The organism is Mycobacterium triplex, from assembly GCF_000689255.1.
Classification (GTDB): domain Bacteria; phylum Actinomycetota; class Actinomycetes; order Mycobacteriales; family Mycobacteriaceae; genus Mycobacterium; species Mycobacterium triplex.
Window position 1 is genome coordinate 2,188,446 of sequence record NZ_HG964446.1, and the last position, 26,338, is coordinate 2,214,783.

At 67.0% G+C, this 26,338-nt stretch carries 24 protein-coding genes; 20 read left to right on the top strand and 4 right to left on the bottom strand.

The window, feature by feature from the left end:
* Nucleotides 1-39 precede the first annotated feature (39 nt).
* The gene (locus BN973_RS10310; RefSeq protein WP_085200704.1) at nucleotides 40-315 is read left to right on the top strand and encodes a DUF4190 domain-containing protein; all 276 of its coding nucleotides are present in this window, start codon (nucleotides 40-42) and stop codon (nucleotides 313-315) included.
* A gap of 33 nt (nucleotides 316-348) precedes the next feature.
* Here the strand turns inward: BN973_RS10310 and BN973_RS10315 are convergent, their stop codons facing one another.
* Nucleotides 349-957 carry a sensor domain-containing protein gene (locus BN973_RS10315; RefSeq protein WP_036467903.1) on the bottom strand — a complete coding sequence of 203 codons (609 nt, stop codon included), beginning with the start codon at nucleotides 955-957 and terminating at the stop codon, nucleotides 349-351.
* Between the two features lie 137 nt (nucleotides 958-1,094).
* Here BN973_RS10315 and BN973_RS10320 point away from each other — a divergent pair, with 137 nt between their 5' ends.
* From BN973_RS10320 to BN973_RS10340, 5 genes are all read left to right on the top strand, one after another.
* Nucleotides 1,095-2,123: a uroporphyrinogen decarboxylase/cobalamine-independent methonine synthase family protein gene (locus tag BN973_RS10320; RefSeq protein ID WP_036467905.1), complete on the top strand. Its 1,029-nt coding sequence runs from the start codon at nucleotides 1,095-1,097 to the stop codon at nucleotides 2,121-2,123.
* A gap of 29 nt (nucleotides 2,124-2,152) precedes the next feature.
* Nucleotides 2,153-4,234 carry an NAD-dependent DNA ligase LigA gene (ligA, locus tag BN973_RS10325; RefSeq protein ID WP_036467907.1) on the top strand — a complete coding sequence of 694 codons (2,082 nt, stop codon included), beginning with the start codon at nucleotides 2,153-2,155 and terminating at the stop codon, nucleotides 4,232-4,234.
* 48 nt (nucleotides 4,235-4,282) lie between these two features.
* Nucleotides 4,283-4,879 carry a TetR/AcrR family transcriptional regulator gene (locus tag BN973_RS10330; protein WP_036467909.1) on the top strand — a complete coding sequence of 199 codons (597 nt, stop codon included), beginning with the start codon at nucleotides 4,283-4,285 and terminating at the stop codon, nucleotides 4,877-4,879.
* 173 nt (nucleotides 4,880-5,052) lie between these two features.
* On the top strand, nucleotides 5,053-5,484 hold the full coding sequence (locus BN973_RS10335; RefSeq protein WP_198048909.1) for an MmpS family transport accessory protein: 432 nt from the start codon (nucleotides 5,053-5,055) through the stop codon (nucleotides 5,482-5,484).
* The gene (locus BN973_RS10340) at nucleotides 5,481-8,396 is read left to right on the top strand and encodes an MMPL/RND family transporter (protein ID WP_036467911.1); all 2,916 of its coding nucleotides are present in this window, start codon (nucleotides 5,481-5,483) and stop codon (nucleotides 8,394-8,396) included. Before BN973_RS10335 ends, BN973_RS10340 begins: the two co-directional genes overlap by 4 nt.
* A gap of 1 nt (nucleotide 8,397) precedes the next feature.
* Here the strand turns inward: BN973_RS10340 and BN973_RS10345 are convergent, their stop codons facing one another.
* A complete protein-coding gene (locus BN973_RS10345) occupies nucleotides 8,398-9,054 on the bottom strand; it encodes an ACT domain-containing protein (protein ID WP_036467913.1) in 657 nt (218 codons plus the stop codon).
* A gap of 95 nt (nucleotides 9,055-9,149) precedes the next feature.
* Between BN973_RS10345 and gatC the strand changes: the two genes are divergently transcribed.
* The 10 genes from gatC to gatB all read left to right on the top strand — a co-directional run bounded on the left by gatC (nucleotide 9,150) and on the right by gatB (nucleotide 19,911).
* A complete protein-coding gene (gene gatC / locus BN973_RS10350) occupies nucleotides 9,150-9,461 on the top strand; it encodes an Asp-tRNA(Asn)/Glu-tRNA(Gln) amidotransferase subunit GatC (RefSeq protein WP_036467914.1) in 312 nt (103 codons plus the stop codon).
* Nucleotides 9,458-10,945 carry an Asp-tRNA(Asn)/Glu-tRNA(Gln) amidotransferase subunit GatA gene (gatA, locus tag BN973_RS10355; RefSeq protein ID WP_036467916.1) on the top strand — a complete coding sequence of 496 codons (1,488 nt, stop codon included), beginning with the start codon at nucleotides 9,458-9,460 and terminating at the stop codon, nucleotides 10,943-10,945. The genes gatC and gatA overlap by 4 nt, the downstream gene beginning before the upstream one ends.
* 54 nt (nucleotides 10,946-10,999) lie before the next feature.
* Complete coding sequence (locus BN973_RS10360) at nucleotides 11,000-12,031, top strand: ATP-dependent 6-phosphofructokinase (RefSeq protein WP_036467917.1); 1,032 nt, start codon at nucleotides 11,000-11,002, stop codon at nucleotides 12,029-12,031.
* Nucleotides 12,032-12,158: 127 nt separating this feature from the next.
* Nucleotides 12,159-13,037 carry an SDR family NAD(P)-dependent oxidoreductase gene (locus BN973_RS10365; RefSeq protein WP_051641208.1) on the top strand — a complete coding sequence of 293 codons (879 nt, stop codon included), beginning with the start codon at nucleotides 12,159-12,161 and terminating at the stop codon, nucleotides 13,035-13,037.
* Nucleotides 13,038-13,045: 8 nt separating this feature from the next.
* The gene (locus BN973_RS10370; protein ID WP_051641209.1) at nucleotides 13,046-13,882 is read left to right on the top strand and encodes a TetR/AcrR family transcriptional regulator; all 837 of its coding nucleotides are present in this window, start codon (nucleotides 13,046-13,048) and stop codon (nucleotides 13,880-13,882) included.
* Nucleotides 13,883-13,915: 33 nt separating this feature from the next.
* The gene (locus BN973_RS10375) at nucleotides 13,916-14,314 is read left to right on the top strand and encodes a DoxX family protein (protein ID WP_036467920.1); all 399 of its coding nucleotides are present in this window, start codon (nucleotides 13,916-13,918) and stop codon (nucleotides 14,312-14,314) included.
* On the top strand, nucleotides 14,311-15,291 hold the full coding sequence (locus tag BN973_RS10380; protein ID WP_036467922.1) for an AraC-like ligand-binding domain-containing protein: 981 nt from the start codon (nucleotides 14,311-14,313) through the stop codon (nucleotides 15,289-15,291). The genes BN973_RS10375 and BN973_RS10380 overlap by 4 nt, the downstream gene beginning before the upstream one ends.
* A gap of 176 nt (nucleotides 15,292-15,467) precedes the next feature.
* On the top strand, nucleotides 15,468-17,021 hold the full coding sequence (locus BN973_RS10385; RefSeq protein ID WP_036472255.1) for a GMC family oxidoreductase: 1,554 nt from the start codon (nucleotides 15,468-15,470) through the stop codon (nucleotides 17,019-17,021).
* 131 nt (nucleotides 17,022-17,152) lie between these two features.
* Nucleotides 17,153-18,343 carry a MinD/ParA family ATP-binding protein gene (locus tag BN973_RS10390; RefSeq protein ID WP_084163360.1) on the top strand — a complete coding sequence of 397 codons (1,191 nt, stop codon included), beginning with the start codon at nucleotides 17,153-17,155 and terminating at the stop codon, nucleotides 18,341-18,343.
* Nucleotides 18,344-18,393: 50 nt separating this feature from the next.
* The gene (gene gatB / locus BN973_RS10395) at nucleotides 18,394-19,911 is read left to right on the top strand and encodes an Asp-tRNA(Asn)/Glu-tRNA(Gln) amidotransferase subunit GatB (RefSeq protein WP_036467924.1); all 1,518 of its coding nucleotides are present in this window, start codon (nucleotides 18,394-18,396) and stop codon (nucleotides 19,909-19,911) included.
* An 82-nt stretch (nucleotides 19,912-19,993) separates the two neighbouring features.
* Here gatB and BN973_RS10400 read toward each other — a convergent pair whose 3' ends face one another.
* Nucleotides 19,994-21,115, bottom strand: coding sequence for a PQQ-dependent sugar dehydrogenase (locus BN973_RS10400; protein ID WP_084163361.1), 1,122 nt, complete (start codon nucleotides 21,113-21,115; stop codon nucleotides 19,994-19,996).
* A 219-nt stretch (nucleotides 21,116-21,334) separates the two neighbouring features.
* On the opposite strand from BN973_RS10400, the gene BN973_RS10405 reads away from it, so the two are divergent.
* Complete coding sequence (locus tag BN973_RS10405) at nucleotides 21,335-22,177, top strand: DoxX family protein (RefSeq protein WP_036467927.1); 843 nt, start codon at nucleotides 21,335-21,337, stop codon at nucleotides 22,175-22,177.
* A gap of 17 nt (nucleotides 22,178-22,194) precedes the next feature.
* Here BN973_RS10405 and BN973_RS10410 read toward each other — a convergent pair whose 3' ends face one another.
* Nucleotides 22,195-22,533, bottom strand: coding sequence for a PH domain-containing protein (locus tag BN973_RS10410; RefSeq protein ID WP_051641566.1), 339 nt, complete (start codon nucleotides 22,531-22,533; stop codon nucleotides 22,195-22,197).
* 345 nt (nucleotides 22,534-22,878) lie between these two features.
* Between BN973_RS10410 and BN973_RS10415 the strand changes: the two genes are divergently transcribed.
* The 3 genes from BN973_RS10415 (at nucleotide 22,879) to ilvC (ending at nucleotide 26,317) form a co-directional block, all read left to right on the top strand.
* On the top strand, nucleotides 22,879-24,747 hold the full coding sequence (locus BN973_RS10415) for an acetolactate synthase large subunit (protein WP_036467933.1): 1,869 nt from the start codon (nucleotides 22,879-22,881) through the stop codon (nucleotides 24,745-24,747).
* On the top strand, nucleotides 24,747-25,253 hold the full coding sequence (gene ilvN, locus BN973_RS10420; protein ID WP_036467934.1) for an acetolactate synthase small subunit: 507 nt from the start codon (nucleotides 24,747-24,749) through the stop codon (nucleotides 25,251-25,253). Before BN973_RS10415 ends, ilvN begins: the two co-directional genes overlap by 1 nt.
* A gap of 62 nt (nucleotides 25,254-25,315) precedes the next feature.
* Entirely contained in the window at nucleotides 25,316-26,317 is a 1,002-nt protein-coding gene (gene ilvC / locus BN973_RS10425; RefSeq protein WP_036467935.1) for a ketol-acid reductoisomerase, read from the top strand.
* Nucleotides 26,318-26,338 lie beyond the last annotated feature (21 nt).

Here is a 26,338-nt window from a genome sequence, read left to right on the forward strand (position 1 = left end):
GTAACCGATTGACCCCCGGGCGGGGAAGGACGCGTGACGATGAACGAGAACCAGATCACAACGCAGGCGGTGCAGACCAACGGCCTTGCGATTGCAGCTTTCGTACTCAGCATCATGGGCATGTACGCCAGCCCGATCTTGAGCAGCGTTCTCGCCGTCGCCGGGTTGTGGCAGATCAAACATCGTTCGCAGCAAGGGTTTGCGCTGGCGATCACCGCACTGGCGGTCTCGGCAGCCGTCACCGCCCTGCACGTCGCGATGTGGATCCAATGCGGCCACCCCAACATCGAATTGGAGACCACCGCGCACTGGTGACAAACCGTTGCCGCACAAGCGGTTCGGTGAAACCTACCGCGGGAAGTTGGCGACGATGTTGGTCATCACGATGTCGGACACCGACTGCGGGAACCCGCAGAAGGTGACTTCCACCAAGGCCACCGACAACACCCGGTAGTCGCGGCCGCAGCCGCCGGGCCCCAGATGCAGCGAGGTGGCATCGGCCTTCCAGTCGCCGACGAACTGCTGGCCGCCCGCGCCGCCGGCGCAGTCGGTGACCGTCGAGACCAGGGCGGTGAAGGCATGCTGCGCGGTCGCGGCGTCGCGATAGGCCGCGGCGCCCTCGGAGATCAGGGCGCCGTCCGGCGGATCCTGAAACGTGGTCTTGTGGAACTCTTCGATATCGGGGCCGAACGTCGCGGTCTCGGCGAACAGGAATCGGCAGGGCCGCGGCGTGGTGTCGGCGAGCGTGTCGATGTCGACCGGCGCGCTGCCATCCATCGAGGGAATGATCGACAGATGCTCGCCGGCGCCGGTGATCGCGCGCATCCGCGACTGGTCCAGCAGGATCGTGTCGACATTGACGCCGTTGATACCCCTGGCGCCGCCGGTGAACCCCGGCAATGCGGTGCCATCCACCACCCGGATGCACGCCGCAGTCAGGACCGCCACGCCACACATCAGTAGCGGCCACGCGAATCTTGCCCTGCGCCACACCGTTTTCGCACCCCTCTAAACCTGCAAGCCTAGCCGCGTCGGCCGGTCGCAACACACCCCTGGTCATCCGGCTGCGATGCGACGTCGAATACGGTTGCCCGGTGAGTGTTTTCGCCGATATCTCCGTGAAGGCCACCGGCGTGGGTTCGTGGCCCGGCACCGCGGCACGACCGTCGGCGGAAGTCGTCGTCGGCGAGTTGGCGGCCGCGCTGGCTCACCTGGTGGAGCTGCCCGCCAGGGGAGTGGGGGCCGACCTGCTGGGGCGGGCCGGGGCGCTGCTGATCGACGTGGCGATCGACACCGTGCCGCGTGGCTACCGCATCGCCGTCCGGCCGGGCGCGGTGACGCGCCGGGCGGTCAGCCTCCTCGACGAGGACATGGACGCCTTCGAGGAAGCCTGGGAGACGGCCGGCCTGCGCGGCGCCGGACGGGTGGTCAAGGTCCAGGCTCCCGGGCCGATCACGCTGGCCGCCGGGCTCGAGCTGTCCAACGGCCACCGGGCGATCACCGACCCCGGCGCGGTGCGCGACCTGACGGCTTCGCTGGCCGAAGGCGTTGCCGTCCATCGCGCGGCCCTGTCGCGCCGGCTGGACACCCCGGTGGTCGTGCAATTCGACGAGCCGTCGTTGCCCGCCGCGTTGGGTGGGCACCTGAGCGGGGTCACCGCGCTGAGTCCGGTTGCCGCGCTCGACGAGTCGGTAGCCGGCTCGCTGCTCGACACCTGCGCCGCGACGGTCGGCGCCGAGGTGCTGCTGCACAGCTGCGCTCCCGGATTGCCGTGGGACCTGTTGACGCGCAGCACAATTGGTGCGATCTCGATTGACGCTGCAACGCTGAGGGCCGCCGACCTGGACGGGATGGCGGCGTTCGTCGAATCGGGTCGTGCCGTGCTGTTGGGCGTGGTTGCCCCGACTGCCCCCGAGCGCCGGCCGTCGGCCGAAGAGGTGGCCGCCGCCGTCGTCGCGGTGACAGATCGGCTCGGATTCGGTCGCTCGGCGCTGCGCGAGCGCATCGGCGTCACCCCGGCCTGCGGCCTGGCCACCGCGACGCCGCAGTGGGCCCGCACCGCGATCGAACTGGCCCGCAAGGCCGCCGAGGCGTTCGCCGCGGACCCCGACGCCATCCAATAGGCGTCGGAGCGCTTCGATAGCCTGCCAAGGTGAGTTCGCCAGCAGCTGACCCCGTCCCGCCCGAGGTTCGGCGGCAATGGCGGGAACTGGCCGACGAGGTGCGCGAGCACCAGTTCCGCTACTACGTGCGCGATGCGCCGATCATCTCCGACGCGGACTTCGACGTGCTGCTGCGGCAGTTGGCCGCGCTCGAGGAGCAGCATCCCGAGCTGCGCACGCCCGATTCGCCGACGCAGCTGGTCGGAGGGGCGGGGTTCGTCACCGATTTCACCTCGGCCGAGCACCTGGAACGGATGCTGTCGCTGGACAACGTGTTCAGCGGCGACGAATTCGACGGGTGGGCCGCGCGGATCCACGCCGAGGTCGGTGACGACGTGCCGTTCCTGTGCGAGCTCAAGATCGACGGCGTCGCGCTGGCGCTGGTCTATCGCGATGGCCGGTTGGTCCGCGCCGCGACCCGGGGCGACGGGCGCACCGGCGAGGACGTCACCAACAACGCGCGCACCATCGAGGATGTCCCGGAACGGCTGACGGCCAGCGACGGCTATCCGGTCCCCGACGTCCTCGAGGTGCGCGGCGAGGTGTTCTTCCGGGTCGCCGACTTCGAAGCGCTCAACGCCGCGCTGGTCGAAGACGGCAAGGTGCCGTTTGCCAACCCGCGCAACAGCGCCGCGGGGTCGCTGCGGCAGAAGGATCCCGCGGTGACCGCCCGGCGCAAGTTGCGGATGATCTGCCACGGGGTGGGACATGCCGAGGGCTTTCGGCCTACCAGCCTGCACGACGCGTACCTGGCGCTGGGTGCCTGGGGTCTGCCCGTCTCCGACCACACCACCCGGGTCGAAAACGCCGCCGGTGCGCTGGAGCGGATCGCCTACTGGGGCGAGCATCGCCACGACGTCGACCACGAAATCGACGGTGTCGTCGTCAAAATCGACGACGTCGCGCTGCAGCGCCGGCTGGGGTCGACCTCGCGCGCGCCGCGCTGGGCGATCGCGTACAAGTACCCGCCCCAAGAGGTGCAGACCAAACTGCTCGACATCAAGGTCAACGTCGGCCGGACCGGACGCGTCACGCCTTATGCGGTCATGACCCCGGTCAAGGTCGCGGGTTCGACGGTCGAAATGGCCACCCTGCACAACGCCGCCGAGGTCAAGCGCAAGGGTGTGCTGATCGGCGACACCGTGGTGATCCGCAAGGCCGGCGATGTGATTCCCGAAGTGCTCGGTCCGGTCGCCGATCTGCGCGACGACACCGAACGCGAATTCGTGATGCCCACCCATTGTCCCGAGTGCGGCACCGAGCTGGCCCCGGCCAAGGAGGGCGATGCCGACATCCGCTGTCCCAACTCGCGATCGTGCCCGGCGCAGTTGCGGGAGAGGGTGTTTCACGTCGCCGGCCGCGGCGCCTTCGACATCGAAGGGCTGGGCTACGAGGCCGCCATCGCGCTGCTGGCAGCCGGGGTGATCACCGACGAGGGCGACCTGTTCACCCTCACCGAGGCTGACCTGCTGCGCACCGAGCTGTTCACCACCAAGGCCGGAACGCTGTCGGCCAACGGGAAGCGGCTGCTGGCCAACCTGGACAAGGCCAAGGCGCAGCAGCTGTGGCGGGTGCTGGTGGCGCTGTCGATCCGGCATGTCGGTCCGACGGCCGCGCGCGCCCTGGCAACCGAGTTCGGCAGCCTCGACGCGATCACGTCGGCATCGACGGAGGAACTGGCCGCGGTCGAGGGCGTCGGCCCGACCATCGCCGCCGCGGTCACCGAGTGGTTCACCGTCGATTGGCACCGCGCCATCGTCGACAAGTGGAAAGCGGCCGGCGTGCGGATGGCCGACGAGCGCGACGCCGCCACGCCGCGCACGCTGGCCGGGCTGAGCATCGTGGTCACCGGTTCGCTGAACGGGTTCTCCCGCGACGAGGCCAAGGAGGCCATCGTGGCCCGCGGCGGTAAGGCGGCGGGGTCGGTGTCGAAGAACACCGCCTACTTAGTGGCCGGCGATTCGCCGGGTTCGAAGTACGACAAGGCGGTGGAACTGGGTGTACCGATCCTCGACGAGGACGGATTTCGCCGCCTGCTGGCCGACGGCCCGGGGGTAGACACAGGCGATTAACAGCGCGGTACTGGTCCGTACTGTGGTTGCGGCTCTATCGTGGGCGCTATGACCCAGACGGCCGATCAGTACACGGAGCCATCGCCGTGGTCTCCGCGGGAGGCCGAACTGCTGGCGGTGACGCTGGAGCTACTGCAGGAACACGGCTATGACCAGTTGACCATCGACGCGGTCGCCGGTGCCGCTCACGCCAGCAAGGCCACGGTGTACCGGCGCTGGCCCTCGAAAGCCGAACTGGTGCTGGCCGCCTTCATCGAAGGCGTCCGCCAGGTCGCGGTCGCGCCCAATACCGGGACCTTGCGCGGCGATTTGATCAGTCTCGGCGAGGTCTGCGGCGAGCACGGACGACAGCACGCCAGCACCATCCGTGCGGTGATGGTCGAGGTGTCGCGGCATCCCGCGCTCAACGAAGCACTGCAGGATCAATTCCTCAAACAACGCAAGGCCCTGGTTCAGCACGTGTTGCAACGGGCCGTCGACCGCGGCGAGATCGCCAAAGATGCCTTCACCGACGAACTTTGGGACCTGCTGCCCGGCTATCTCATCTTCCGGTGCATCATCCCCGACCGACCGCCCACCCGTCACACGGTGGAGCTTCTCGTCGACCAGTTCCTGATCCCGGGCCTGACCAGGACCGCCGGGTAACACCGCCGCCACCCGGTCGCCCGGTGCGAAATGTGTACGGCCACGTCTCTTGTGCAGTACGGTCCAGTACCGTACCGTGAATTCCGTCGTTCGCGCCGCGCACGGCGACGGTAGCAGTCATACAGTGATCGAGAACGCCGACCATCGAAAGGCCGAGGGTGAAGGCGACGTCAATGTCCTCCTTGCTCAGGCAGGGCTGGATAGTGGTGGTCGCGTTACTCGTCGTCGCCGTCGCGGGATTCGGCATCTATCGCCTGCACGGAATCTTCGGGTCGAACAACAAGACCTCCGCCAACAGCGGCCTGTCCAACGAGATCGTCCCGTTCAACCCCAAGCAGGTCGTGCTCGAGGTCTTCGGCGCACCCGGTGCGGTGGCGACGATCAACTACCTGGACGTCAACGCCCAGCCGCAGCAAGTCAAGAACGCGCCCCTGCCGTGGTCGTTCACGATCACCACGACGGAGCCCGCGGTCATCGGCAACGTGGTGGCACAAGGCAACGGAGACACCCTCGGTTGCCGCATCACCGTCAACGGTCAAGTCAAAGACGAACGCACCGTCAACAAGGTCGACGCCTACACCTTCTGTCTGGATAAGTCGGGATGAGCAACCAAACCAACGAACAGCAGACGCGGCCATTCGTGCCGCGCAACATCCGTCGGCTCGCGCTGCCGATCCTGCTTTTCTGGGTGGCGCTGGCCGCCATCACCAACATCGCGGTGCCGCAGCTGGAGGAGGTGGGCAAGACCCACAATGTGGCGCTGAACTCGCCGGATGCCCCGTCGCTCAAGGCAATCAAGCGCATCGGCCAGAAGTTCGGAGAGTTCGACACCGACAGCTCGGCCATGATCGTGCTGGAAGGCGACAAGCCGCTCGGCGCGGACGCCCACCGCTTCTACGACGAGATGATCCGCAAGCTCGAGCAGGACAAAAAGCACGTCGAGCACGTCCAGGACTACTGGGGCGACACCCTGACCGCGGCGGGATCGCAAAGCAGCGACGGCAAGGCCGCTTACGTTCAGGTGAACCTCGCCGGTAATCAGGGCTCCGCATTGGCCAACGAGGGTGTCGGCGCGCTGCGCGACCTCATCGACCACCTGAAGCCGCCGCCGGGCGTCAAGACGTATGTGACCGGCGCGGCACCGCTGATCTCCGATCAGTTCGACGTCGGCAGCAAAGGGACCGCGAAGGTCACCACGATCACCATCGGGGTGATCGCGTTGATGTTGTTCTTCGTCTACCGCTCGGTGCTGACCACGTTGCTGGTTCTCGCCACGGTCCTGATCGAAATGTCGGCGGCCCGAGGACTTGTCGCCTTCCTCGGAAACGAGGGAATCATCGACCTGTCGACCTACGCGACGAATATCTTGACGCTGTTGGTGATCGCCGCCGGAACGGACTACGCGATATTCTTCGTCGGCCGCTACCAAGAAGCACGCGGGACCGGCGAAGACCGCGAAAAGGCGTTCTACACCATGTATCACGGCACCACCCATGTCGTGTTGGGCTCCGGGCTCACCGTTGCCGGCGCGGTGGCCTGCCTGAGCTTCACCCGGCTTCCGTACTTCCAAAGTCTAGGTATCCCAGCCGCTTTGGGTGTCATCGTCGCTTTGTTCGCCGCGCTGACGCTGGGCCCCGCGATCCTCGTGCTGGGCGCCAAGGCAGGTATCTTCGACCCGAAACGGGCGATGCGGACCCGTGGCTGGCGGCGAATCGGCACCGCCATCGTTCGCTGGCCCGGCGCGGTCCTCGCGGCCGCGAGCGCGCTGGCCCTGGTGGGCCTGATCGCGTTGCCCGGGTACAAGACCAGTTACGACACTCGTCCCTACATGCCCGCCGACGCGCCGGCCAATGTCGGCTACACGGCTGCCGAGAAACACTTCTCGCGGGCCCGGCTGGAGCCGGAATTGCTGATGGTCGAATCGGATCACGACATGCGTAACCCGGCCAGCATGCTGATCCTGGACAAGGTGGCCAAGGCCGTGTTTCACGTCCCCGGGGTCGCGCAGGTGCAGACCATCACCCGGCCGTTGGGAACCCCGCTGGTCCACAGCTCGCTGGCGTTCGTGGTCAGCAATTCCAGCGCTGCCCAGCAGCAAAACCTGACTTACCAACGGGATCGGGCCGACGACGCGCTCAAGCAAGCCAACGAGCTGTCCAAGACGATCGACATTTTGCGACAGCAGTTGGTGCTGCAGCAGCAGTTGGCCGGCACCACCCACGACGAGACCGAGAGCTTTCGCGACACGCTTGCCACGATCAAAGACCTGCGCGACAAGATCGCGAATTTCGATGACTTCTTCCGCCCGATTCGCAGCTATTTCTATTGGGAGAAGCACTGTTACGACATCCCCGCCTGCTACGCGTTCAGGTCGCTGTTCGACGCGCTGGACGGCATCGACCAGCTCACCGAAAAATTCGAAAACCTGACGGCGTCGCTGGACAAGCTCGACGCGCTGCAACCGAAGCTGGTGGCGTTGATACCGCCCCAGATTCAAAGCCAGGAGACCAATCGCGATCTGACCCTGGCGAATTACGCCACGCTGTCCGGCATCTACGCCCAGAACGCGCGGGCGCTGGAAAACTCGACGGCGTTGGGGCAGGCGTTCGATGCGGCCAAGAACGACGACACGTTCTATCTGCCGCCGGAGGTGTTCGACAACCCCGACTTCAAACGCGGGCTGAAACTGTTCCTGTCGCCCGACGGCAAGGCCGCTCGGATGATCGTCACGCACGACGGTGATCCCGCTACCACGGAAGGCATTTCGCACATCGACCCGATCGCCAAGGCGGCGCACGAGGCACTGAAGGGCACCCCGATGGCGAACGCGGGAATCTATCTCGGCGGGACCGCGGCGACGTACAAGGACATCCAGGAGGGTGCCAAGTACGACCTGATGATCGTCGCGTTCGCCGCACTGAGCCTCATCCTGCTGATCATGATGATCATCACGCGCAGTCTGATAGCCGCGCTGGTTATCGTCGGCACGGTCGCGCTCTCCCTGGGAGCCTCGTTCGGATTGTCGGTTCTGGTGTGGCAGTACCTGTTCGGCATCGAGTTGTACTGGGTGGTGCTGGCGCTGGCGGTGATCCTGCTGCTGGCGGTCGGGTCCGACTACAACCTGCTGTTGATCTCCCGATTCAAGGAGGAGATCCATGCCGGCCTGAATACCGGCATCATCCGGGCGATGGCCGGCTCGGGTTCGGTGGTCACCTCGGCGGGCATCGTCTTCGCCGTCACCATGTGTGCGTTCGTCTTCAGCGGCTTTCAGGTTCTCGGTCAGATCGGGACGACGATCGGGCTGGGCCTGATGTTCGACACGCTGATCGTGCGCTCGTTCTTGACGCCTTCTATCGCGAGACTTCTCGGGCGCTGGTTCTGGTGGCCCCAAGTGGTGCGGCCGCGTCCGGCCAGCACGATGCTGCGGCCCTACGGTCCGCGTCCGGCGGTTCGTCAATTGCTGTTGTGGGAAGACGGCGACGCGGTGGCGCCGAAAACGACTGCGGCGGCACGCTGATTCAGCGCAGCATGGTGGCCACGATCCCGGCCAGGTAGCCGAGCCGGGCCACCTCCGAGGGCCGGAACTCCGGGCCGGGCCGGCCCAGCACCACCGCGGTGTGCGGGTCGCCCAGCGGCGCGGCGACCATCGTGATGTCCATGTCGCGCCAGGCCTGCGGCACCCAGTCGGCGCTGCCGTCCAGCGTCGCGGCCTCGTGGATCGGCAGCCAGGGAGCCGACACCGCGCGGGTTTCCGGTGCGCCCGGACTGGCCGCGAGGCGTTGCACCTGCCCGTCGGAACCGCGCAACACCGTGCACCAGCTGACCCGCAGCACCCGGGGCGCCTCGTCGGCCAGGACCTGCAGCCGCGCCGCCTTGTCCTTGGCCGCGGCGACGTGGTCGAGCAGTTCCAGCTCGCGGTGTGCCTCCAGCAGACCGGTGTGCGGACGCACGCTGTCCACCCGCACGCCGTTCAGCGACTCGGCCGCAGTGATCAGCGTGTCGGGCATCGCCCCGGCAGGCAGTTCGATGACCAGGTCGTCGGTCGCATACCCCGCGCTGCGGTCCACGACGTCGAGCGACAGGATGTCCCCGCCCACCGAACCCAGCGCAACCGCCAGCGCGCCCAGGCTTCCCGGGCGGTCGACCAGCTCGATGCGCAACAGATACGACGGCACGCGCCCACTGTCGCACAGAGCCGCGCGTACGGCATTTCCGCAGGGTGGGTGCCAGCTGCACGCCGGCCGCCACTGCACAGATAGGCTTTTCGCTCGTGTCCCAGATCTCCCGCGACGAGGTCGCGCACCTGGCCAGGCTGGCCCGGTTGGCGTTGACCGATACCGAGCTGGACAGCTACGCCGGCCAACTCGACGCCATCCTGACCCACGTGAGCCAGATCCAGGCGGTCGACGTCACCGGCGTCGAGGCGACCGACAATCCGCTCAGAGACGTCTTGAAAGACGTCACTGGCACCCGCCCGGACGAGACCAGGCCGTGCCTGACGCAGCAGCAGGCGCTGGCCGCGGCGCCCGAAGCCGTCGACGGCCGCTTCGCGGTCCCGCAGATCCTGGGGGACAGCGAGTGAACGAGATCATCCGATCCGACGCCGCGACGCTGGCCGCCCGGGTCGCCGCCAAGGAGGTGTCGTCGGTCGAGATCACCCAGGCCTGCCTCGACCAGATCGCGGCGACCGACGACCGCTACGGCGCGTTTTTGCACGTCGCGGCCGACGAGGCGCTCTCGGCGGCGGCCGCGGTCGACGAGGCCGTGGCCGCCGGGGAGCGGCTGCCCTCGGCGCTGGCCGGCGTTCCGTTGGCCCTCAAAGACGTGTTCACCACCGTCGACATGCCCACCACCTGCGGATCCAAGATCCTCGAGGGCTGGCGCTCGCCATATGACGCCAGCGTCACCGCGCGGCTGCGCGCGGCCGGCATCCCGATCCTGGGCAAGACCAACATGGACGAGTTCGCGATGGGCTCATCGACGGAGAACTCGGCGTATGGCCCCACCCGCAACCCGTGGGACCTCGAGCGGGTGCCCGGCGGCTCCGGGGGCGGCAGCGCGGCGGCGCTGGCCTCCTTCCAGGCCCCGCTGGCCATCGGCACCGACACGGGGGGCTCGATTCGCCAGCCCGCCGCGCTGACCGCGACCGTCGGGGTCAAGCCCACCTACGGCACGGTGTCCCGCTACGGCCTGGTGGCCTGCGCGTCGTCGCTGGATCAGGGCGGCCCGTGCGCGCGCACCGTGCTGGACACCGCGCTGCTGCATCAGGTGATCGCCGGCCACGACCGGATGGACTCCACCTCCATCGACGCCGCGGTGCCCGATGTGGTCGGCGCCGCCAAGGCCGGTGCGGCGGGCGATCTGAGCGGGGTGCGGATCGGTGTGGTCTCCCAGCTGCGCGGCGAGGGCTACCAGCCCGGAGTGCTGTCGTCGTTCGAGGCCGCGGTGCGGCAACTGACCGAGCTGGGTGCGCGGGTCAGCGAAGTCGATTGCCCGCACTTCGATTACGCGTTGTCGGCCTACTACCTGATCCTGCCGTCGGAGGTGTCGAGCAACCTGGCCCGCTTCGACGCGATGCGTTACGGACTGCGGGTCGGAGACGACGGCAGCCACAGCGCCGAGGAAGTGATGGCGCTGACGCGGGCCGCCGGCTTCGGACCAGAAGTCAAGCGCCGCATCATGATTGGTGCTTACGCGCTCTCGGCCGGCTACTACGACGCCTACTACAACCAGGCGCAGAAGGTGCGCACCCTGATCGCCCGCGATCTCGACGAGGCCTACAAATCCGTCGACGTGCTGGTGTCGCCGGCGACCCCGACCACCGCGTTCCGGCTGGGGGAGAAGGTCGACGACCCGCTGGCGATGTATCTGTTCGACTTGTGCACGCTGCCGCTGAACCTGGCCGGGCACTGCGGGATGTCGGTGCCGTCCGGGCTGTCCCCGGACGACCAGCTGCCGGTGGGTCTGCAGATCATGGCGCCGGCGCTGGCCGACGACCGCCTGTACCGCGTCGGTGCCGCCTACGAGGCGGCGCGCGGACCGTTACCGGCGCCGCCGACCGTGTAGCCGGCCGGCGCCCCAATTTGCCCCGGCGGCAGCCGTTGCGGGCAAGATGAAGGGATGCGGATCGGAATTCTCACCGGGGGCGGCGACTGTCCAGGGCTCAACGCCGTCATCCGGGCAGTGGTACGCACCTGCGACGCCCGGTACGGCTCGTCGGTGGTCGGCTTCCAGGACGGGTGGCGCGGGCTGCTGGAAAACCGGCGCATCCAGCTGCAGAACGACGATCGCAATGACCGACTGCTGGCCAAGGGCGGGACGGTGCTGGGCACCGCGCGCGTGCACCCCGACAAGCTGCGGGCCGGGCTGGATCAGATCAAGCAGACCCTGGACGACAACGGCATCGATGTGCTGATCCCGATCGGCGGCGAGGGCACGCTGACGGCCGCGCACTGGCTGTCGGAGGAGAACGTTCCCGTCGTCGGCGTGCCGAAGACGATCGACAACGACATCGACTGCACCGACGTCACTTTCGGTCACGACACCGCGCTGACCGTGGCCACCGACGCCATCGACCGCTTACACAGCACCGCCGAATCCCACCAGCGAGTCATGCTGGTGGAGGTGATGGGCCGCCACGCCGGCTGGATCGCGCTGAACGCCGGGCTGGCGTCCGGGGCGCACATGACGCTGATTCCCGAGCAGCCGTTCGACATCGAGGATGTCTGCCGGCTCGTCAAACGCCGCTTCCAGCGCGGGGATTCGCACTTCATCTGCGTGGTGGCCGAGGGGGCCAAACCGATCCCCGGATCGATCCCGTTGCGGGAGGGCGGGATTGACGAATTCGGCCACGAGAAATTCACCGGTGTTGCCCAGCAGCTGGGCGTGGCGGTGGAGAAGCGGATCAACAAGGACGTGCGAGTGACCGTGCTGGGCCACGTCCAGCGCGGCGGTACACCGACGGCCTACGACCGCGTGCTGGCGACCCGGTTCGGCGTCAACGCCGCCGACGCCGCGCATGCCGGCGAATACGGTCAGATGGTTTCGCTGCGCGGGCAGGACATCGGCCGGGTCTCGCTGGCCGACGCGACGCGCCAGCTGAAACTGGTGCCCGACGCGCGCCACGACGAGGCCGCCGCCTTCTTCGGCTAGCGTCCGCCCGGTCGTCGCCACTCAGGCGAACGTGCCCACGGCGACCGCTGGTTGACACTCGATTACGGAGTACGTTATTGATTGTATCGTCGCGTTGCGTCACCGCACATTCGAAAAGGAGCCTGCGATGGATGCGCCCTTGCCGACCATCCCCGAACCCACTGCCCAAGCCGATCTGCTTTCTCTGGCCGGCAAATGTGCGGTGGTCACCGGCGGCAGCCGTGGTCTTGGCCAGGCGACCGTCCATCGGTTGGCGCAGGCCGGAGCGTCTGTGGTGTTCACTGGGCGCGGGCCCGACGCGTTACGACATGTGCAGGACGAAGTTGCCGAAGCCGGGGCGACCGCGCTCGGTGTCCAGGCCGATATCGCCGCGCTCGAGGATTCGCAGCGAGTCGTCGACCTTGCGGTGCAGCGTTTCGGCCGGCTGGACATCCTGGTCAACAACGCCGCGCTTTATACGCCCTCGTTCGCGCTGGACACCACCGAGGCGTTATTCGACGACGTCGTCGGCGCCGACCTCAAGGGTGCGTTTTTCCTGGCGCAGTACGCCGCGAAAGCGATGATCGACGCCGGGCGTGGGGGCCGCATCATCAACCTGTTGTCCGTCGACGCGTTCCGGCCGATGGGCCCCTTGGCGGCCTACGCGTCGGCCAAGGCCGGGCTGTGGGCAGCCACCCAGAATCTGGCCAAAGAATTGGCGCCCCACCAGATTCTGGTCAATGCCGTCACTCCGGGTTCGACGATCACCGAGGAGCGGCTGGCGATGTTCCGGGACGGAACGTTCGCCTCGCAGCAGGTGCCTGCCGAGGCGGCCAAGACCCGCCAGATGTTGCAGTCCGCAGTCGAATCCGGTGGGTTTGCCCAGATGCTGACCACGATGATGCCGCTCGGGCGACCGGGCTGGCCCGACGAAATCGCCAAGGCCGTGCTGTTTTTGGCCTCCGACCTCGGGAGTTACGTCAGCGGGGCCAACCTGATCGTCGACGGCGCCCAAAGCCTGCGCTAGGGCCGGCCGTGTCGACATACACCACCACATCGGCGTCGGCCGCGGTCGGCGAGGATCTGGTGCAGGCGGCGCTGCGGGCCGGCCGCGCCCTGGGTAAGGACGTGGCCGACGTGCCGGTGATCGCGATCGCGCGCGAAGCCGGGATCTCCCGCAGCACGCTGATCCGGCGGCTCGGCGGTTCTCGCGCCGCGCTCGACGAAGCGGTCCGCGCGGCCGGGGTGGATCCGGGCGGTCAAGCGCCGGTTCGTACCCGGGCCCTGGACGCCGCCGCCGAGCTGATCAGCACCTCGGGCCTGGCCGCGGCGACCTTGGAAGCGATCGCGGCGCGCGCGCAGTGCTCGGTGCACAGCCTCTACGCGTCGTTCGGGGGGCGCGACGAGCTGCTGCGGGCGCTGTTCGAGCGCCACAGCCCGCTGCTGCAGATCGAAGACTTCATCGACGGCGCCGACGGCGATCTGGCCACCACAGTGCGCAGCCTGTACGGTCTGATCGTCCACACCCTCGACCGCGAGCCCCGCGTGGCCCCGGCGCTTTTGGCTGAGACGTTGGCGCGCCCTGGCAGCCCCGCTATTCAGAACCTGTTGGGGCACAACGCTCCTCGGATTCTGGCTTCGCTCGGGGGCTGGCTGACCAACGAAATCCAGGCCGGACGGATCCGCGACCTGCCGCTGTCACTGCTGATCCAGCAATTGATCGCCCCGATTGCCGTCCACATGCTGGTGCGGCCCGCCGTGCCGCAACTTCCAGGTTTGGAATTACCGGACTTGGACAACGTCTGCGACACCTTCACCGACACGTTTCTGCGCGCAGTCACCACGTCGCCTGGACGACGGAGGGCACGATGACCACTCCCGATCCCACCCGCAAAGTCGCCGAACTTGCTCGGTGCGACTTTCACCGGTGCAGGCATCGCGCACGTGGTCAAACACGAGTGGTTCGAACGACTCGTTCCTGACGCCGTGGCCGCGTGGCGTGAGCCGGTCAGCGCGGTCACCGCGGCGATCCGGCTCGTCGGGGGCATCCGCATGTTCTTCCCGCGGCTGCGGCGGGTTGCTCGCTGGACAAATCTCGCGATGCCGCTGCCGACCTTGCCGGCGGCGGTCGGTCAAACGCGACGTCCTGACGAGATGCGAGCGCTCGGCCTGGACCCAAAACTGGTCGCCGCCCGAATTCCGGCACAAATGCTGGTCGCCATCCTGACGTGGTGGTCGACCCGGCCGGCAAACAACCGTCGCGGTGAACAAATATCGCGGCGGAAGCGTTGTCAACGATCATGACCGACAGCAAATCCGAGCCGCGCGGCGGCGCGGAGCGCTTCGAGGCGTTTCACCAGCTCGTGGGGGACACGTTCGTCCCGGTCGCGCTGTCGATGGACGACGCCGACTCCTTCCAGGCAAAGCTGCACACGTCCAGCCTGGGCACCATGCGGATTAACCGCCTGCAGTTCAGCGGTGGGGTGGTGATGCGCCGAACGCCACGACAGCTGCGGCGCGGCACGCCTCAGCTGATCGAGCACCACAGTGCCGACTATTTGAAGGTCGGTGTCCACATCGCGGGCAGCTGCGTGGTCCGTCAAGATGGCCGCGAAGCAAAGTTGTCGCCCGGGGATTACGTCGTATACGAAACGACGCGACCGTTCGAATTCGCGGTCGACGGGAAATTCCAGATGTTCAGTGCGCTTATTCCGCGCGAATTGCTGCGCATCCCGACGGCACAACTGTCTCTGCTCACGGCTCGCAGCTTCGACGGCCGGCAGGGAATGGGGGCGCTGTTGGCCCCGTTCCTGGTCGAGCTTGCGCGACAGACAACCAAAGAAGCTCGGCCGACCAATATCCGATTGGCCGATGCGATGTTCGACATGCTGGAGGCGGCGTTCTGCGAGCAGTTGGCCTGTGATCGCCCGGAGGGCCGCAGCCCGGTCCAGGCCGACTTGCTGTTGCGAATATTCGGTTTCATCGAACGAAACCTCGGTGACCCCGACCTAGATGGCATGAAAGTCGCAACAGCACACCATATTTCGATTCGACAGCTGCAACGGATGCTGGAATTCGATGGTCACACAGTCACCGAGTGGATCAGGAGCCGCAGGATCGAGCACTGCCGCAAGGACCTGGCGAATGCGGAGCTGGTGGCGGTGCCGGTGGGTGCGATCGGCGCACGGTGGGGACTGGTCAACGCCGCGCATTTCTCTCGACTCTTCAAAGCCGCACATGGTCTGTCACCGCGGGAGTATCGCTCCTGGGCGTTGAGCTGACGTTTGCGCAACCCGGCAAGATCCTGGCGCGTGCGCGCAAGACGTGCATCTCGGCCGCCCCAATAGTGGGTAGCGACAGGTGACCGCCCAGGTACGGAGGCGAGATGCAGGACACGGCAGACGAATTCGATGTGGACCAGAAATTCGCCGAGCGGGTGGCCGCGAATCAGGCCGCGCTGACCGCGACACTCAAGCCGCGCTACGACTTCATCGTGTGCGGTTCGGGTTCCTCGGGCTCGGTCGTCGCGCGCAGGCTGGCCGAAAACGCGGGCGTCGACGTGCTGCTGGTCGAGGCCGGCGGCGACGACAACGTCGCCGAAGTCGTGGCCCCGGGTCAATGGACCGCCAACTTGGGTTCCGAACGCGACTGGGGATTTCGCGGTGAGCCGAACCCCCACCTCAACAACCGCTCGATCATGTACTCGACGGGCAAGGTGCTGGGCGGCAGCTCGAGCATCAACGTGATGGCCTGGATCCGGGGCCACCGTGACGACTGGAACCATTTCGCCGCCGAAGCGGGCGACCCGGCGTGGAACTACGAATCCGTCCTCGACATCTATCGAGGCATCGAAGACTGGCATGGCGCCCCGGATCCGGTGTACCGGGGAAGCGGCGGACCGGTTTTCGTGCAACCGGCACCCGACCCCAACCCGCTCGCCCTGGCGACGGTGGATGCCGCGTCGGCCATGGGCACCAAGGTGTACCCGTCCGCCAATGGGCGGCTGATGGAGGCTACCGCGGGTGTGGCGCTCGGTGATGTCCGGATCCGAAATGGCCAGCGGCAGTCCGTCTTTCGCTCATACGTCTTCCCGCTGATGGACCGGCCCAACCTCACCGTCCTCACCCATGCGGTCGTGCAGCGGGTCGTCGTCGAGGGCGGCAAGGCCGTCGGCGTCGAAATTCGTCATCACGGGGCGACCCGACGCATCGATGTCGACGCCGAAGTCGTTCTGTCGCTGGGTGCGAACAATACGCCCAAGGTGCTGATGCTCTCCGGTGTCGGTGACCAAGACGAGCTGAGCCGCGTCGGGATTCCCGTGCGCAAACACCTGCCCGGCGTGGGTCGCAACCTTCAAGACCACGTCGCCTTCGATTGCATCTGGGAATACCGCGAGCCCCAACTACCGCGCAACAATGCGGCCGAAGTCGTCGTGCTCGGCGAGACCACGTCGGGGCTCACCCACCCGGACGTCTTCGCCTGGCAGGTGGAACTGCCCTATGCGACCGACGAGACGGCGGCCCGGTTTGGCCTTCCCGACGCCGGATGGACCTTCCACGCCGCGATCGCCCATCCGAAGAGCCGGGGCCGGGTACGGCTGGGCGGCAACGACCCGGCCGATCCGCTGCGCATCGACGACAACACCTTGGCCGATCCCGACGATGTGCAAAAGGCGATCGCGTGCGTGCGGTGGTGCCGGGACATCGCCAACAGTGCGCCGCTGCGACCGTATGTCAAACGCGAGGTCATGCCGGGAAACTTGGGCGAAGCAGCGCTGGAAGAGTTCGTTCGGGATGCGGCGACGACGTTTTTTCACCAGGTCGGCACGGCCAAAATGGGCCGCGACGTGATGTCCGTGGTCGATGGCAGCCTCAAGGTCTACGGAATCGAGAATCTGCGGGTGGCCGACGCCTCGATCATGCCGCGGATCACCGCCACCAACACCATGGCGCCGTGTGTGGTCATCGGGGAACGGGCGGCGCAGAGCCTGCGGCAAGCGCACCGGCTCTGACCCCGGGAAGGCAAACAACGGGTGGCAGCAGCCTGAACTATTGCCCGAATTTGCCGCCCGATTAGCCAGCGCACCCGGCAAGCACCGGCTTCTGGTTTAACCACCAGGTCGAAACGGCTATCCCAGCGGCCATGAGTAACCGCGAGGGGTTTCGCGGAGTCAATGCCCTTTCCGCCGCTCCGGCGTATCCGTCGAATTCCGGCCCGCCTGGGTCTTCGGTGCCGCGCTGGCGCGCCGAAGCCGACCCGACGGCGGCCACCGTGCCCGAACCGCGCCACCGCCCGCCGGAGAAACCCGCCGGGCCGGCCACACCCAACCGGCTGGCGCGGGCACGGCGGACCGCCGCGCCGTACCGGCGTGAGCTGACGCTGGGCGGGACCGCCCTCGACGGCGTGGACTCCCGGGCGCCGGCGGGACCGAGCAGGTCCGGCTGGCGAGAGGTGATTCACCGGATCACCGGAATCGACCTCGGCCCGGGCAAGGACGCCGAGGACGAGCGGAGGCTGCGGGAGCGCGCCACGGCCGTCGTCGGCGGCGCCTTTCCGATCGCGGTGCTGAACCTCAAAGGCGGCGTCGGCAAGACCGCCGTGGTCGAAGCGCTCGGCTCGACGCTGGCCGAGGCGCGCGGCGACCGGGTCATCGCCGTCGACATCGACGCCGGCGACCTCGCCGAGCGTCACGGTCGACGCAACCCGCTGAGCCTGGCCGACCTGCTCGCCCGCGATTCGGTGACGCAGTACGCCCAGGTGCGGGCGCACACCCACATGAACAGCTTCGGCCTGGAAGTGCTCGGGTTGCCCGACTACGGCCGCACCGACTGGCGGCTGGAGCGCCAGGACATCGCCAAGGCGTTTTCGATTCTGCGGAAACACTATTCGGTGGTGCTGGTGGATTGCGTCAAGGCGATCAACTCTCATGTGATGGACGCCGTTCTGCCCGAGGCGCGAGCCCTGGTGGTGGTCAGCGGCACCTCGATCGATGCGGTGCGCAAGACCAGGACGACGCTGGAGTGGTTGTCCAACAACGGATATCGCCGCTTGATGGGTTCGACCGTGCTTGCCATGAACTACACCGAACCGGCCAAGCTGGACGGCGTGGTCACCAAGGAATTCGAGTCCCTGTCGGCTCGCGTCGCCGCCACGGTGGTCCTGCCCTTCGATCGGCACGTGCACGAGGGCACCGAGCTCGGGCTGGACCGGTTGAGCAGGGAAAGCCGGCGTGCCTATCTGGAGATGGCCGCCGCCATCGGCGACATCGCCGCCGGCCGGCCCGTGGGACAGGATGGGCCGCTGCGGTCCTGGCGGGAACCCCGCTCGTCCTGAGCCCGGGCGGTCGTGCCGCGGTCGGCCGCGCCACCATTAGGATCGTTGCCATGACTGTTACTTCCGGTGCGGCTGAGCTGCTGGATTACGACGACGTCATCGCACGTTTCGACCCCGTCCTCGGGCTGGAAGTACACGTCGAGCTGTCCACCGCGACGAAGATGTTCTGCGGCTGCTCCACCACATTCGGCGCCGAGCCCAACACCCAGGTGTGCCCGGTGTGCCTGGGGCTGCCCGGTTCTTTGCCCGTGCTCAACCAGAAGGCGGTGGAGTCGGCGATCCGCATCGGGCTGGCACTGAATTGCGAGATCGTGCCGTGGTGCCGCTTCGCCCGGAAGAACTACTTCTATCCGGACATGCCGAAGAACTACCAGATCTCGCAGTACGACGAGCCGATCGCCATCAACGGCTACCTGGACGCGCCGCTGGAAGACGGCACCACCTGGCGGGTCGAGATCGAACGCGCCCACATGGAAGAGGACACCGGCAAGCTCACCCACCTGGGCAGCGAGACGGGACGTATCCACGGCGCGACGACGTCGCTGATCGACTACAACCGGGCCGGCGTGCCCCTGATCGAAATCGTCACCAAGCCCATCGAGGGAGCCGGGGCCCGCGCACCTCAGATCGCCCGGGCTTACGTGACGGCGTTGCGAGACCTGTTGCGCGCGTTGGAAGTATCCGACGTCCGGATGGACCAGGGCTCGATGCGTTGTGATGCCAATGTCTCGCTGAAGCCGACCGGTGCGGCCGAGTTCGGCACCCGGACCGAGACCAAGAACGTCAACTCGCTGAAAAGCGTCGAGGTCGCGGTGCGCTACGAAATGCAGCGGCAGGCCGCCGTTCTGGTTGCCGGCGGCTCAATCATCCAGGAAACCCGGCACTTTCAGGAGGCCGGCGGCTACACCAGCGCGGGCCGCGCCAAGGAGACAGCACAGGACTACCGCTATTTCCCCGAGCCCGACCTGGAGCCCGTCGCGCCCAGCCGCGAACTCGTCGAGCAATTGCGCCAGACCATCCCCGAGCTTCCCTGGTTGAGCCGCAAGCGGATTCAGGAAGAGTGGGGTGTTTCCGACGAGGTGATGCGCGATCTCGTCAACGCCGGCGCGGTCGAATTGGTCACCGCCACCATCAAGCACGGCGCCTCGAGCACCCAGGCGCGCTCCTGGTGGGGAAACTTCTTGGTGCAGAAGGCGAATGAGGCCAACATCGAATTGGACCAGCTGGCCATCACGCCCGCTCAGGTCGCCGCGGTGATCGCACTGGTCGACGAGGGCAAGCTGTCCAACAAGCTGGCCCGCCAGGTCGTCGAAGGTGTGCTCGCCGGAGAGGGCGAACCCGAACGGGTGATGACCGACCGTGGTCTGGCGCTGGTGCGCGACGACTCGGTCACCCAGGCCGCCGTGGACGAGGCCTTGGCCGCCAATCCCGATGTGGCCGAAAAGATTCGCGGCGGCAAAATTCAGGCCGCCGGTGCGATCGTGGGCGCGGTGATGAAGGCCACCCGCGGTCAGGCCGACGCGGCCCGGGTGCGCGAGCTGGTGCTGGCCGCCTGCGGGCAGGCCTAGCGGCTTAGGTCGCGCGAGCGTAACCGCACGGCGAAACATCGGCCCGAAAACCAGCGTGAGGTTACGCTCGCGCTTAAGGTACTTAGGCCTTGTCGTCGTTGTTGCGCGGGAAGCCGCCGCCCTGCGGGAACAGCGGGAACACCACGTCGTCAAGCTTTTCGGCGTCACCGGCGGTCTTGTTGATGGTGGCACCCCAGACGTTTCCGTCCGGCGACATCCGCAGCGCCCAGGCGTGGGCGTGCGTGTCCTTGCGGACGACGTCGGGTTCACCGGTGACCGCACCCGATTTCGCCTCAAGCCGCACCGCCACCGTCGATTTGGTGTTGACCAGGTTGACCATCACGGTCCCGTCCATCGCTGCGCAGCCGGCCACGCCCGGCTTGTCCGGCCACGTCCACACCGTGGAGACCTCCGAGGCTTTCGTGATGCGTTGCAACCGGTCCGCGGTCGGGGTGCGGTCGGCGACGTACAGCGAGCCGTCGACCGGATCGACGCACAATCCGCCGCCCGAGCCGACACCGGACAGCGCGGTCGTCGGCGGGGCCTGACCGATGGTGGTCGGCTGCTCGATGCGCAGCACCTTGCCGGCCAACGATTTCGGATCGGCGGCCATCGCCGGGTTGCCCGCATCGCCGGTCAGCACCACCAGCGTGGTCGGGCTGGTGAACAGCAGCGCACCGGTGTTCCCGATGGCGCCCTTGGGAATCCCGGTCAGGATGTCCTTGGGGATATCGCCGTCGGCGATGCGGATGACCCGGTTGTCGGTCGGCGTGCTGATGTAGGCGTACATCAGGCGGTCCTGGGAGTAGGTGGGCGACAGCACGATATCCATCAAGCCGCCGTCCGCGGACCCGTCGACCGGGATGACCAGCTTGACCTTCGGCTCGGCGCTGACCGAGATCTCCTTGACCGCGCCGGTGGTGCGCTCGGCGACCAATGCGGTTTTGCTGTCGGGCCCCATGATCAGACCGCTGGTGCTCTCCAGGCACCCCTGCATCACCCCGGGAGCGGGGCAGGCTTTGGGGAACGGGGTGGGCGGCAACGGCGGCGGCGGGGGCGGCGTCGAGCTGGGCTGCGGCTTGAGTTCGGGGGCGGTGGTAAACGGCGCGGAGGCGGCGTCGTTGAACCGCGCGCAACCGGTCGCCACCAGCATCGCCGCGCACAGCGCAGCGAGCCCGCAGCGAACCGGCCACCCCAAACGCATGATCGACAGGCTACGGATAGGGCGGGCAGGCGCGCCACACCCGTGCCGTTGGGGCGTCGGGCCGCCGCCCGGGGCGGGGCCCGTTTATAGGTTTTCTCCGGCGCTGGGAAGCTCATTTCGGGCCAATCCGGGCCCGTTTAGTGGTCTAGGCGCCGATTGCACCGCGAAAGCGCCGCTCAAATCCCCAATTCACGACTAAATGCCCTTACCCTGACACCCGTGACCGGTCAATCGAATGACGCGTCTTGGCAGCGCCCCGGCGAAAATCCGGAGCCGGCCCCGGGACGTCCCGCCGCAGCGCGCTTGGTCGACCCCGAAGATGACCTGACCCCCGTCGGGTATCCGGGCGACTTCGGAACCACCACCGTCATCCCCTACCAAGACCCGAATCTGGTCGTCAGCCCCGCCGGGCAGTCCTACAACGTTCTCGATCAGCAGGAGCCGCTGCCCTATGTGCAGCCGCAGCCGGCGCCGCGGCATTTGGCGGCCGAACCGGCCGAGATCGATCCGAGCGAGGACTACGAACGGCAACGCGCGATCGGTCGGCGCGGCACCCAGAATCTCGGTTTGCTGGTGTTGCGGGTCGGGCTCGGGGTGGTGCTCGGCGCGCACGGGCTGCAGAAGCTGTTCGGCTGGTGGGGCGGTCAGGGCCTGACCAGCTTCAAGAACTCGCTGTCCGACGTCGGCTACCAGCACGCCGACATCCTGTCCTACGTGAGCGCGGGCGGGGAGATCGTCTCGGGCGCGCTGCTGGTCCTGGGGTTGTTCACCCCGGTGGCCGCGGCCGGTGCCCTGGCGTTCCTGATCAACGGCCTGCTGGCCAGCGTGTCGGCCCAGCCGCACACATTCGCGTTTTTCCTGCCGCAGGGCCACGAATACCAGATCACGCTGATCGTCATGGCCGTCGCGGTCGTCCTGTCCGGCCCCGGCCGCTACGGCCTGGACGCCAACAGGGGATGGGCGCACCGGCCTTTCATCGGGTCGTTCGTGGCCCTGCTCGCCGGCATCGCCGCCGGTGTCGCCGTGTGGGTGCTGCTCAACGGCGTCAACCCGATCGCCTGAATCGGCCGTTTAGCCGGTCATCGGTAGGGATTGGGCACTCGCCCGCAACTGGCGGCCGTCAGCTGCGGAAGTGTCGCGAAAGTGACCGCGGGCAAGCGCAGTTCCGTTCCGTTCTTGAGCGCGGCGCGCGCCCACGAACCCCGGTGGAAGCGCAGCCCGTCGATGTCATCCCAGCCGACCGTCCGGCTGCCGACCAGGTTTCGCGCCGTCACACCCTGGTTGTCGGCAACCGTGCGCAGCCGGATGATCAATGCGGACAACAGCACCGGGATTCCCAGCAGTGGGGTCGACAACGGCCAGGCGAGCACCGGGATCAGCAATCCGAGGGTCACAAATCCGACGGCGAGGTGCGCCATCGGTGAGATCTTGATCACTGTGGGCGCAGGTGTCGGGGCAGCGGAACCGGAAGCCACCCCAGCATCATTTCACCCCGGGTTGCGCGGCCACGATTGGTGCCCGCCGCACCGGATTTGACGGTTGAGCAGTGCGAAGGCTACCGTCGGAGGCTATGGAGACCACCGGAAAGCCCGGGATGCTCGTAGTAATTAGTCCGCGCGTTGGTGCGTGACTAGTTCCTTCAGCATGTGAAGCGATCCGGCACCAACGCGCAACCCTCGATCAGCGGGAGCTGACGGGGGTTTTTTCTTGCGTATCAACCAAACTTCCACAGCCAAATCAGGACTAAGAGGACAATCACCAGAGTGAGCGCACCCACCAGGTCACAGACACCCAAGTCGCACAACGGCGACGACTGGGCGCCGGGCGCCGCGGAAGACGCCGCAAAAGTTCCGGCCAAGCAAGCCAAACATGTTGCACCGCAACAACTTACCGGTGCTCAGTCGGTAATCCGATCGCTGGAGGAACTGGACGTCGAGGTCATCTTCGGGATCCCGGGCGGTGCCGTGCTGCCGGTCTACGACCCGCTGTTCGACTCGAAAAAGCTGCGGCACGTGCTGGTTCGGCACGAGCAGGGTGCCGGCCACGCGGCAAGCGGCTACGCGCACGCCACCGGCAAGGTGGGCGTCATGATGGCCACGTCGGGCCCCGGCGCCACCAATCTGGTGACCCCCCTGGCGGATGCGCAGATGGACTCGATCCCCGTCGTCGCCGTCACCGGGCAGGTGGGGCGGTCGCTGATCGGGACCGACGCCTTCCAGGAAGCCGACATCTCGGGCATCACAATGCCGATCACCAAGCACAACTTTCTGGTCCGCTCCGGTGACGAGATTCCGCGGGTGCTGGCCGAGGCCTTCCACATCGCCGCCTCCGGCCGTCCCGGCGCGGTGCTCGTCGACATCCCCAAGGACGTGCTGCAGGGCGAGTGCACCTTCAGCTGGCCGCCGAAAATGGATCTGCCGGGCTACAAGCCGAACATCAAGCCGCACAGCCGGCAGGTCCGCGAGGCCGCCAAGCTGATCGCGCGGGCGCACAAACCGGTGTTGTATGTCGGCGGCGGCGTCATTCGTGGCGACGCGACCGAGCAACTGCGGGATTTGGCCGAGCTGACCGGGATCCCGGTGGTCACCACGCTGATGGCCCGGGGCGCGTTCCCGGACAGCCACCGGCAGAACCTGGGCATGCCGGGCATGCACGGCACGGTTGCCGCGGTGGCGGCGCTGCAACGCAGCGACCTACTGATCGCGCTGGGCACCCGCTTCGACGACCGGGTGACCGGAAAGCTCGATTCCTTTGCGCCCGAGGCGAAGGTCATCCACGCCGACATCGACCCGGCCGAGATCGGCAAGAACCGGGCCGCCGATGTGCCGATCGTCGGGGACGTCAAGGCCGTGATCACCGACCTGATCGCGATGCTGCGCCAGTACGAAACCCCGGGCAAGATCGATATGACCGCCTGGTGGGCCTACCTGGACGAGGTGCAGTCCACCTATCCGCTGAGCTACGGCCCGCAGAGTGACGGCAGCCTGAGCCCGGAGTACGTGATCGAGCAGCTCGGCAAGATCGCCGGGCCCGAGGCGGTCTACGTCGCCGGCGTGGGTCAGCACCAGATGTGGGCGGCCCAGTTCATCTCCTACGAGAACCCGCGGACCTGGCTCAACTCCGGCGGGCTGGGCACCATGGGGTTCGCGATCCCGGCGGCCATGGGCGCCAAGGTCGCTCGCCCCGAGGCCGAGGTCTGGGCGATCGACGGCGATGGGTGCTTCCAGATGACCAACCAGGAGTTGGCCACCTGCGCGATCGAGGGCATACCGATCAAGGTGGCGCTGATCAACAATGGCAATCTGGGCATGGTGCGGCAGTGGCAGAGCCTGTTCTACGAGGAGCGCTACTCGCAGACCGATCTGGCCACGCACTCCCACCGCATTCCGGACTTCGTGAAGCTGGCCGAGGCGTTGGGTTGTGTCGGAATACGTTGTGAGCGTGAAGAAGACGTGATCGAGGCGATCAAGGCGGCGCGCGCGATCAACGATCGCCCCGTCGTGATCGACTTCATCGTCGGCGCCGACGCGCAGGTGTGGCCGATGGTCGCCGCCGGGACGAGCAACGACGAGATTCAGCACGCCCGCGGAATTCGGCCACTGTTCGACGACGAAACCGAGGGGCACGCGTGATGCAGCCCAAGACGCACACCCTGTCGGTGTTGGTCGAGGACAAACCGGGTGTGCTCGCGCGCGTGGCGGCGCTGTTCTCGCGGCGCGGTTTCAACATCGAGTCACTTGCTGTGGGTGCCACCGAGCAGAAGGACATGTCGCGGATGACGATCGTGGTGTCCTGCGAGGAAACCCCGCTCGAGCAGGTCACCAAGCAGCTCAACAAGCTGATCAACGTCATCAAGATCGTCGAGCAGGACGAGCAAAACTCGGTGTCCCGCGAGTTGGCGTTGATCAAGGTGCGGGCCGATTCCGCTACCCGCAGCCAGGTAATCGAAGCGGCAAACCTGTTCCGCGCCAAGGTAGTCGACGTATCGCTGGATTCGCTGACAGTCGAGGCGACCGGTACCCGCGGCAAGCTCGAGGCGCTGCTGCGAGTGCTGGAACCGTTCGGTATCCGCGAGATCGTGCAATCGGGAGTGGTATCGCTGTCCCGCGGCCCGCGTGGAATCGGCGCCGCCAAATAAGCGATACATATTCGGCAAAGTCCAACGAGAAAGAGAGATTCACCGTGCCAGAGGCATTAGAGATGTTCTATGACGACGACGCAGACCTGTCGATCATCCAGGGTCGCAAGGTCGGCGTGATCGGATACGGCAGTCAGGGGCACGCGCATTCGCTGAGCCTGCGCGACTCCGGCGTGCAGGTGAAGGTGGGCTTGAAGGAGGGCTCGAAGTCGCGGCCCAAGGTCTCCGAGCAGGGTCTGGACGTCGACACCCCGGCCGAGGTCGCCAAGTGGGCCGACGTCATCATGCTGCTGGCGCCCGACACCGCGCAGGCCGACATTTTCAAGAACGAGATCGAGCCCAACCTCAACGACGGCGACGCGCTGTTCTTCGGACACGGCCTCAACATCCACTTCGACCTGATCAAGCCGCCCGGCAACGTCACGGTCGCGATGGTCGCCCCGAAGGGCCCCGGGCACCTGGTGCGCCGGCAGTTCGTCGACGGCAAGGGCGTGCCCTGCCTGATCGCGATCGACCAGGACCCGACCGGCAAGGGCGAGGCGCTGGCGCTGTCCTACGCCAAGGCCATCGGCGGCACCCGGGCCGGCGTCATCAAGACCACCTTCAAGGACGAGACCGAGACCGATCTGTTCGGCGAGCAGGCCGTGTTGTGCGGTGGCACAGAGGAATTGGTGAAGACCGGTTTCGACGTGATGGTCGAGGCGGGCTACCCGCCGGAGATGGCGTACTTCGAGGTGCTGCACGAGCTCAAGCTGATCGTCGACCTGATGTACGAGGGTGGCATCGCCCGGATGAACTACTCCGTGTCCGACACCGCGGAGTTCGGCGGCTACCTGTCCGGCCCGCGGGTCATCGACGCCGGCACCAAGGAGCGGATGCGAGAGATCCTGCGCGACATCCAGAATGGCGAGTTCACCAAGAAACTGGTCGCCAACGTCGAGGGCGGCAACAAGCAGCTCGAGCAGTTGCGCAAGGAGAACGCCGAACACCCCATCGAGGTCACCGGCAAGAAGCTGCGCGACCTGATGAGCTGGGTGGACCGCCCGATCACCGAGACGGCATAACGCTTTTCGCTCTCGCCGCCC

What these genes read in the sequence shown, in the direction of transcription:
- BN973_RS10410 (WP_051641566.1), bottom strand. Translation starts at nt 22,533, where the DNA reads ATGGCGCACCTCGCCGTCGGATTTGTGACCCTCGGATTGCTGATCCCG.
- BN973_RS10310 (WP_085200704.1), top strand. Translation starts at nt 40, where the DNA reads ATGAACGAGAACCAGATCACAACGCAGGCGGTGCAGACCAACGGCCTT.
- BN973_RS10360 (WP_036467917.1), top strand. Translation starts at nt 11,000, where the DNA reads ATGCGGATCGGAATTCTCACCGGGGGCGGCGACTGTCCAGGGCTCAAC.
- BN973_RS10315 (WP_036467903.1), bottom strand. Translation starts at nt 957, where the DNA reads ATGTGTGGCGTGGCGGTCCTGACTGCGGCGTGCATCCGGGTGGTGGAT.
- BN973_RS10390 (WP_084163360.1), top strand. Translation starts at nt 17,153, where the DNA reads ATGAGTAACCGCGAGGGGTTTCGCGGAGTCAATGCCCTTTCCGCCGCT.
- gatB (WP_036467924.1), top strand. Translation starts at nt 18,394, where the DNA reads ATGACTGTTACTTCCGGTGCGGCTGAGCTGCTGGATTACGACGACGTC.
- BN973_RS10365 (WP_051641208.1), top strand. Translation starts at nt 12,159, where the DNA reads ATGGATGCGCCCTTGCCGACCATCCCCGAACCCACTGCCCAAGCCGAT.
- BN973_RS10330 (WP_036467909.1), top strand. Translation starts at nt 4,283, where the DNA reads ATGACCCAGACGGCCGATCAGTACACGGAGCCATCGCCGTGGTCTCCG.
- BN973_RS10340 (WP_036467911.1), top strand. Translation starts at nt 5,481, where the DNA reads ATGAGCAACCAAACCAACGAACAGCAGACGCGGCCATTCGTGCCGCGC.
- ilvN (WP_036467934.1), top strand. Translation starts at nt 24,747, where the DNA reads ATGCAGCCCAAGACGCACACCCTGTCGGTGTTGGTCGAGGACAAACCG.
- BN973_RS10380 (WP_036467922.1), top strand. Translation starts at nt 14,311, where the DNA reads ATGACCGACAGCAAATCCGAGCCGCGCGGCGGCGCGGAGCGCTTCGAG.
- BN973_RS10400 (WP_084163361.1), bottom strand. Translation starts at nt 21,115, where the DNA reads ATGCGTTTGGGGTGGCCGGTTCGCTGCGGGCTCGCTGCGCTGTGCGCG.
- ilvC (WP_036467935.1), top strand. Translation starts at nt 25,316, where the DNA reads ATGTTCTATGACGACGACGCAGACCTGTCGATCATCCAGGGTCGCAAG.
- BN973_RS10335 (WP_198048909.1), top strand. Translation starts at nt 5,053, where the DNA reads ATGTCCTCCTTGCTCAGGCAGGGCTGGATAGTGGTGGTCGCGTTACTC.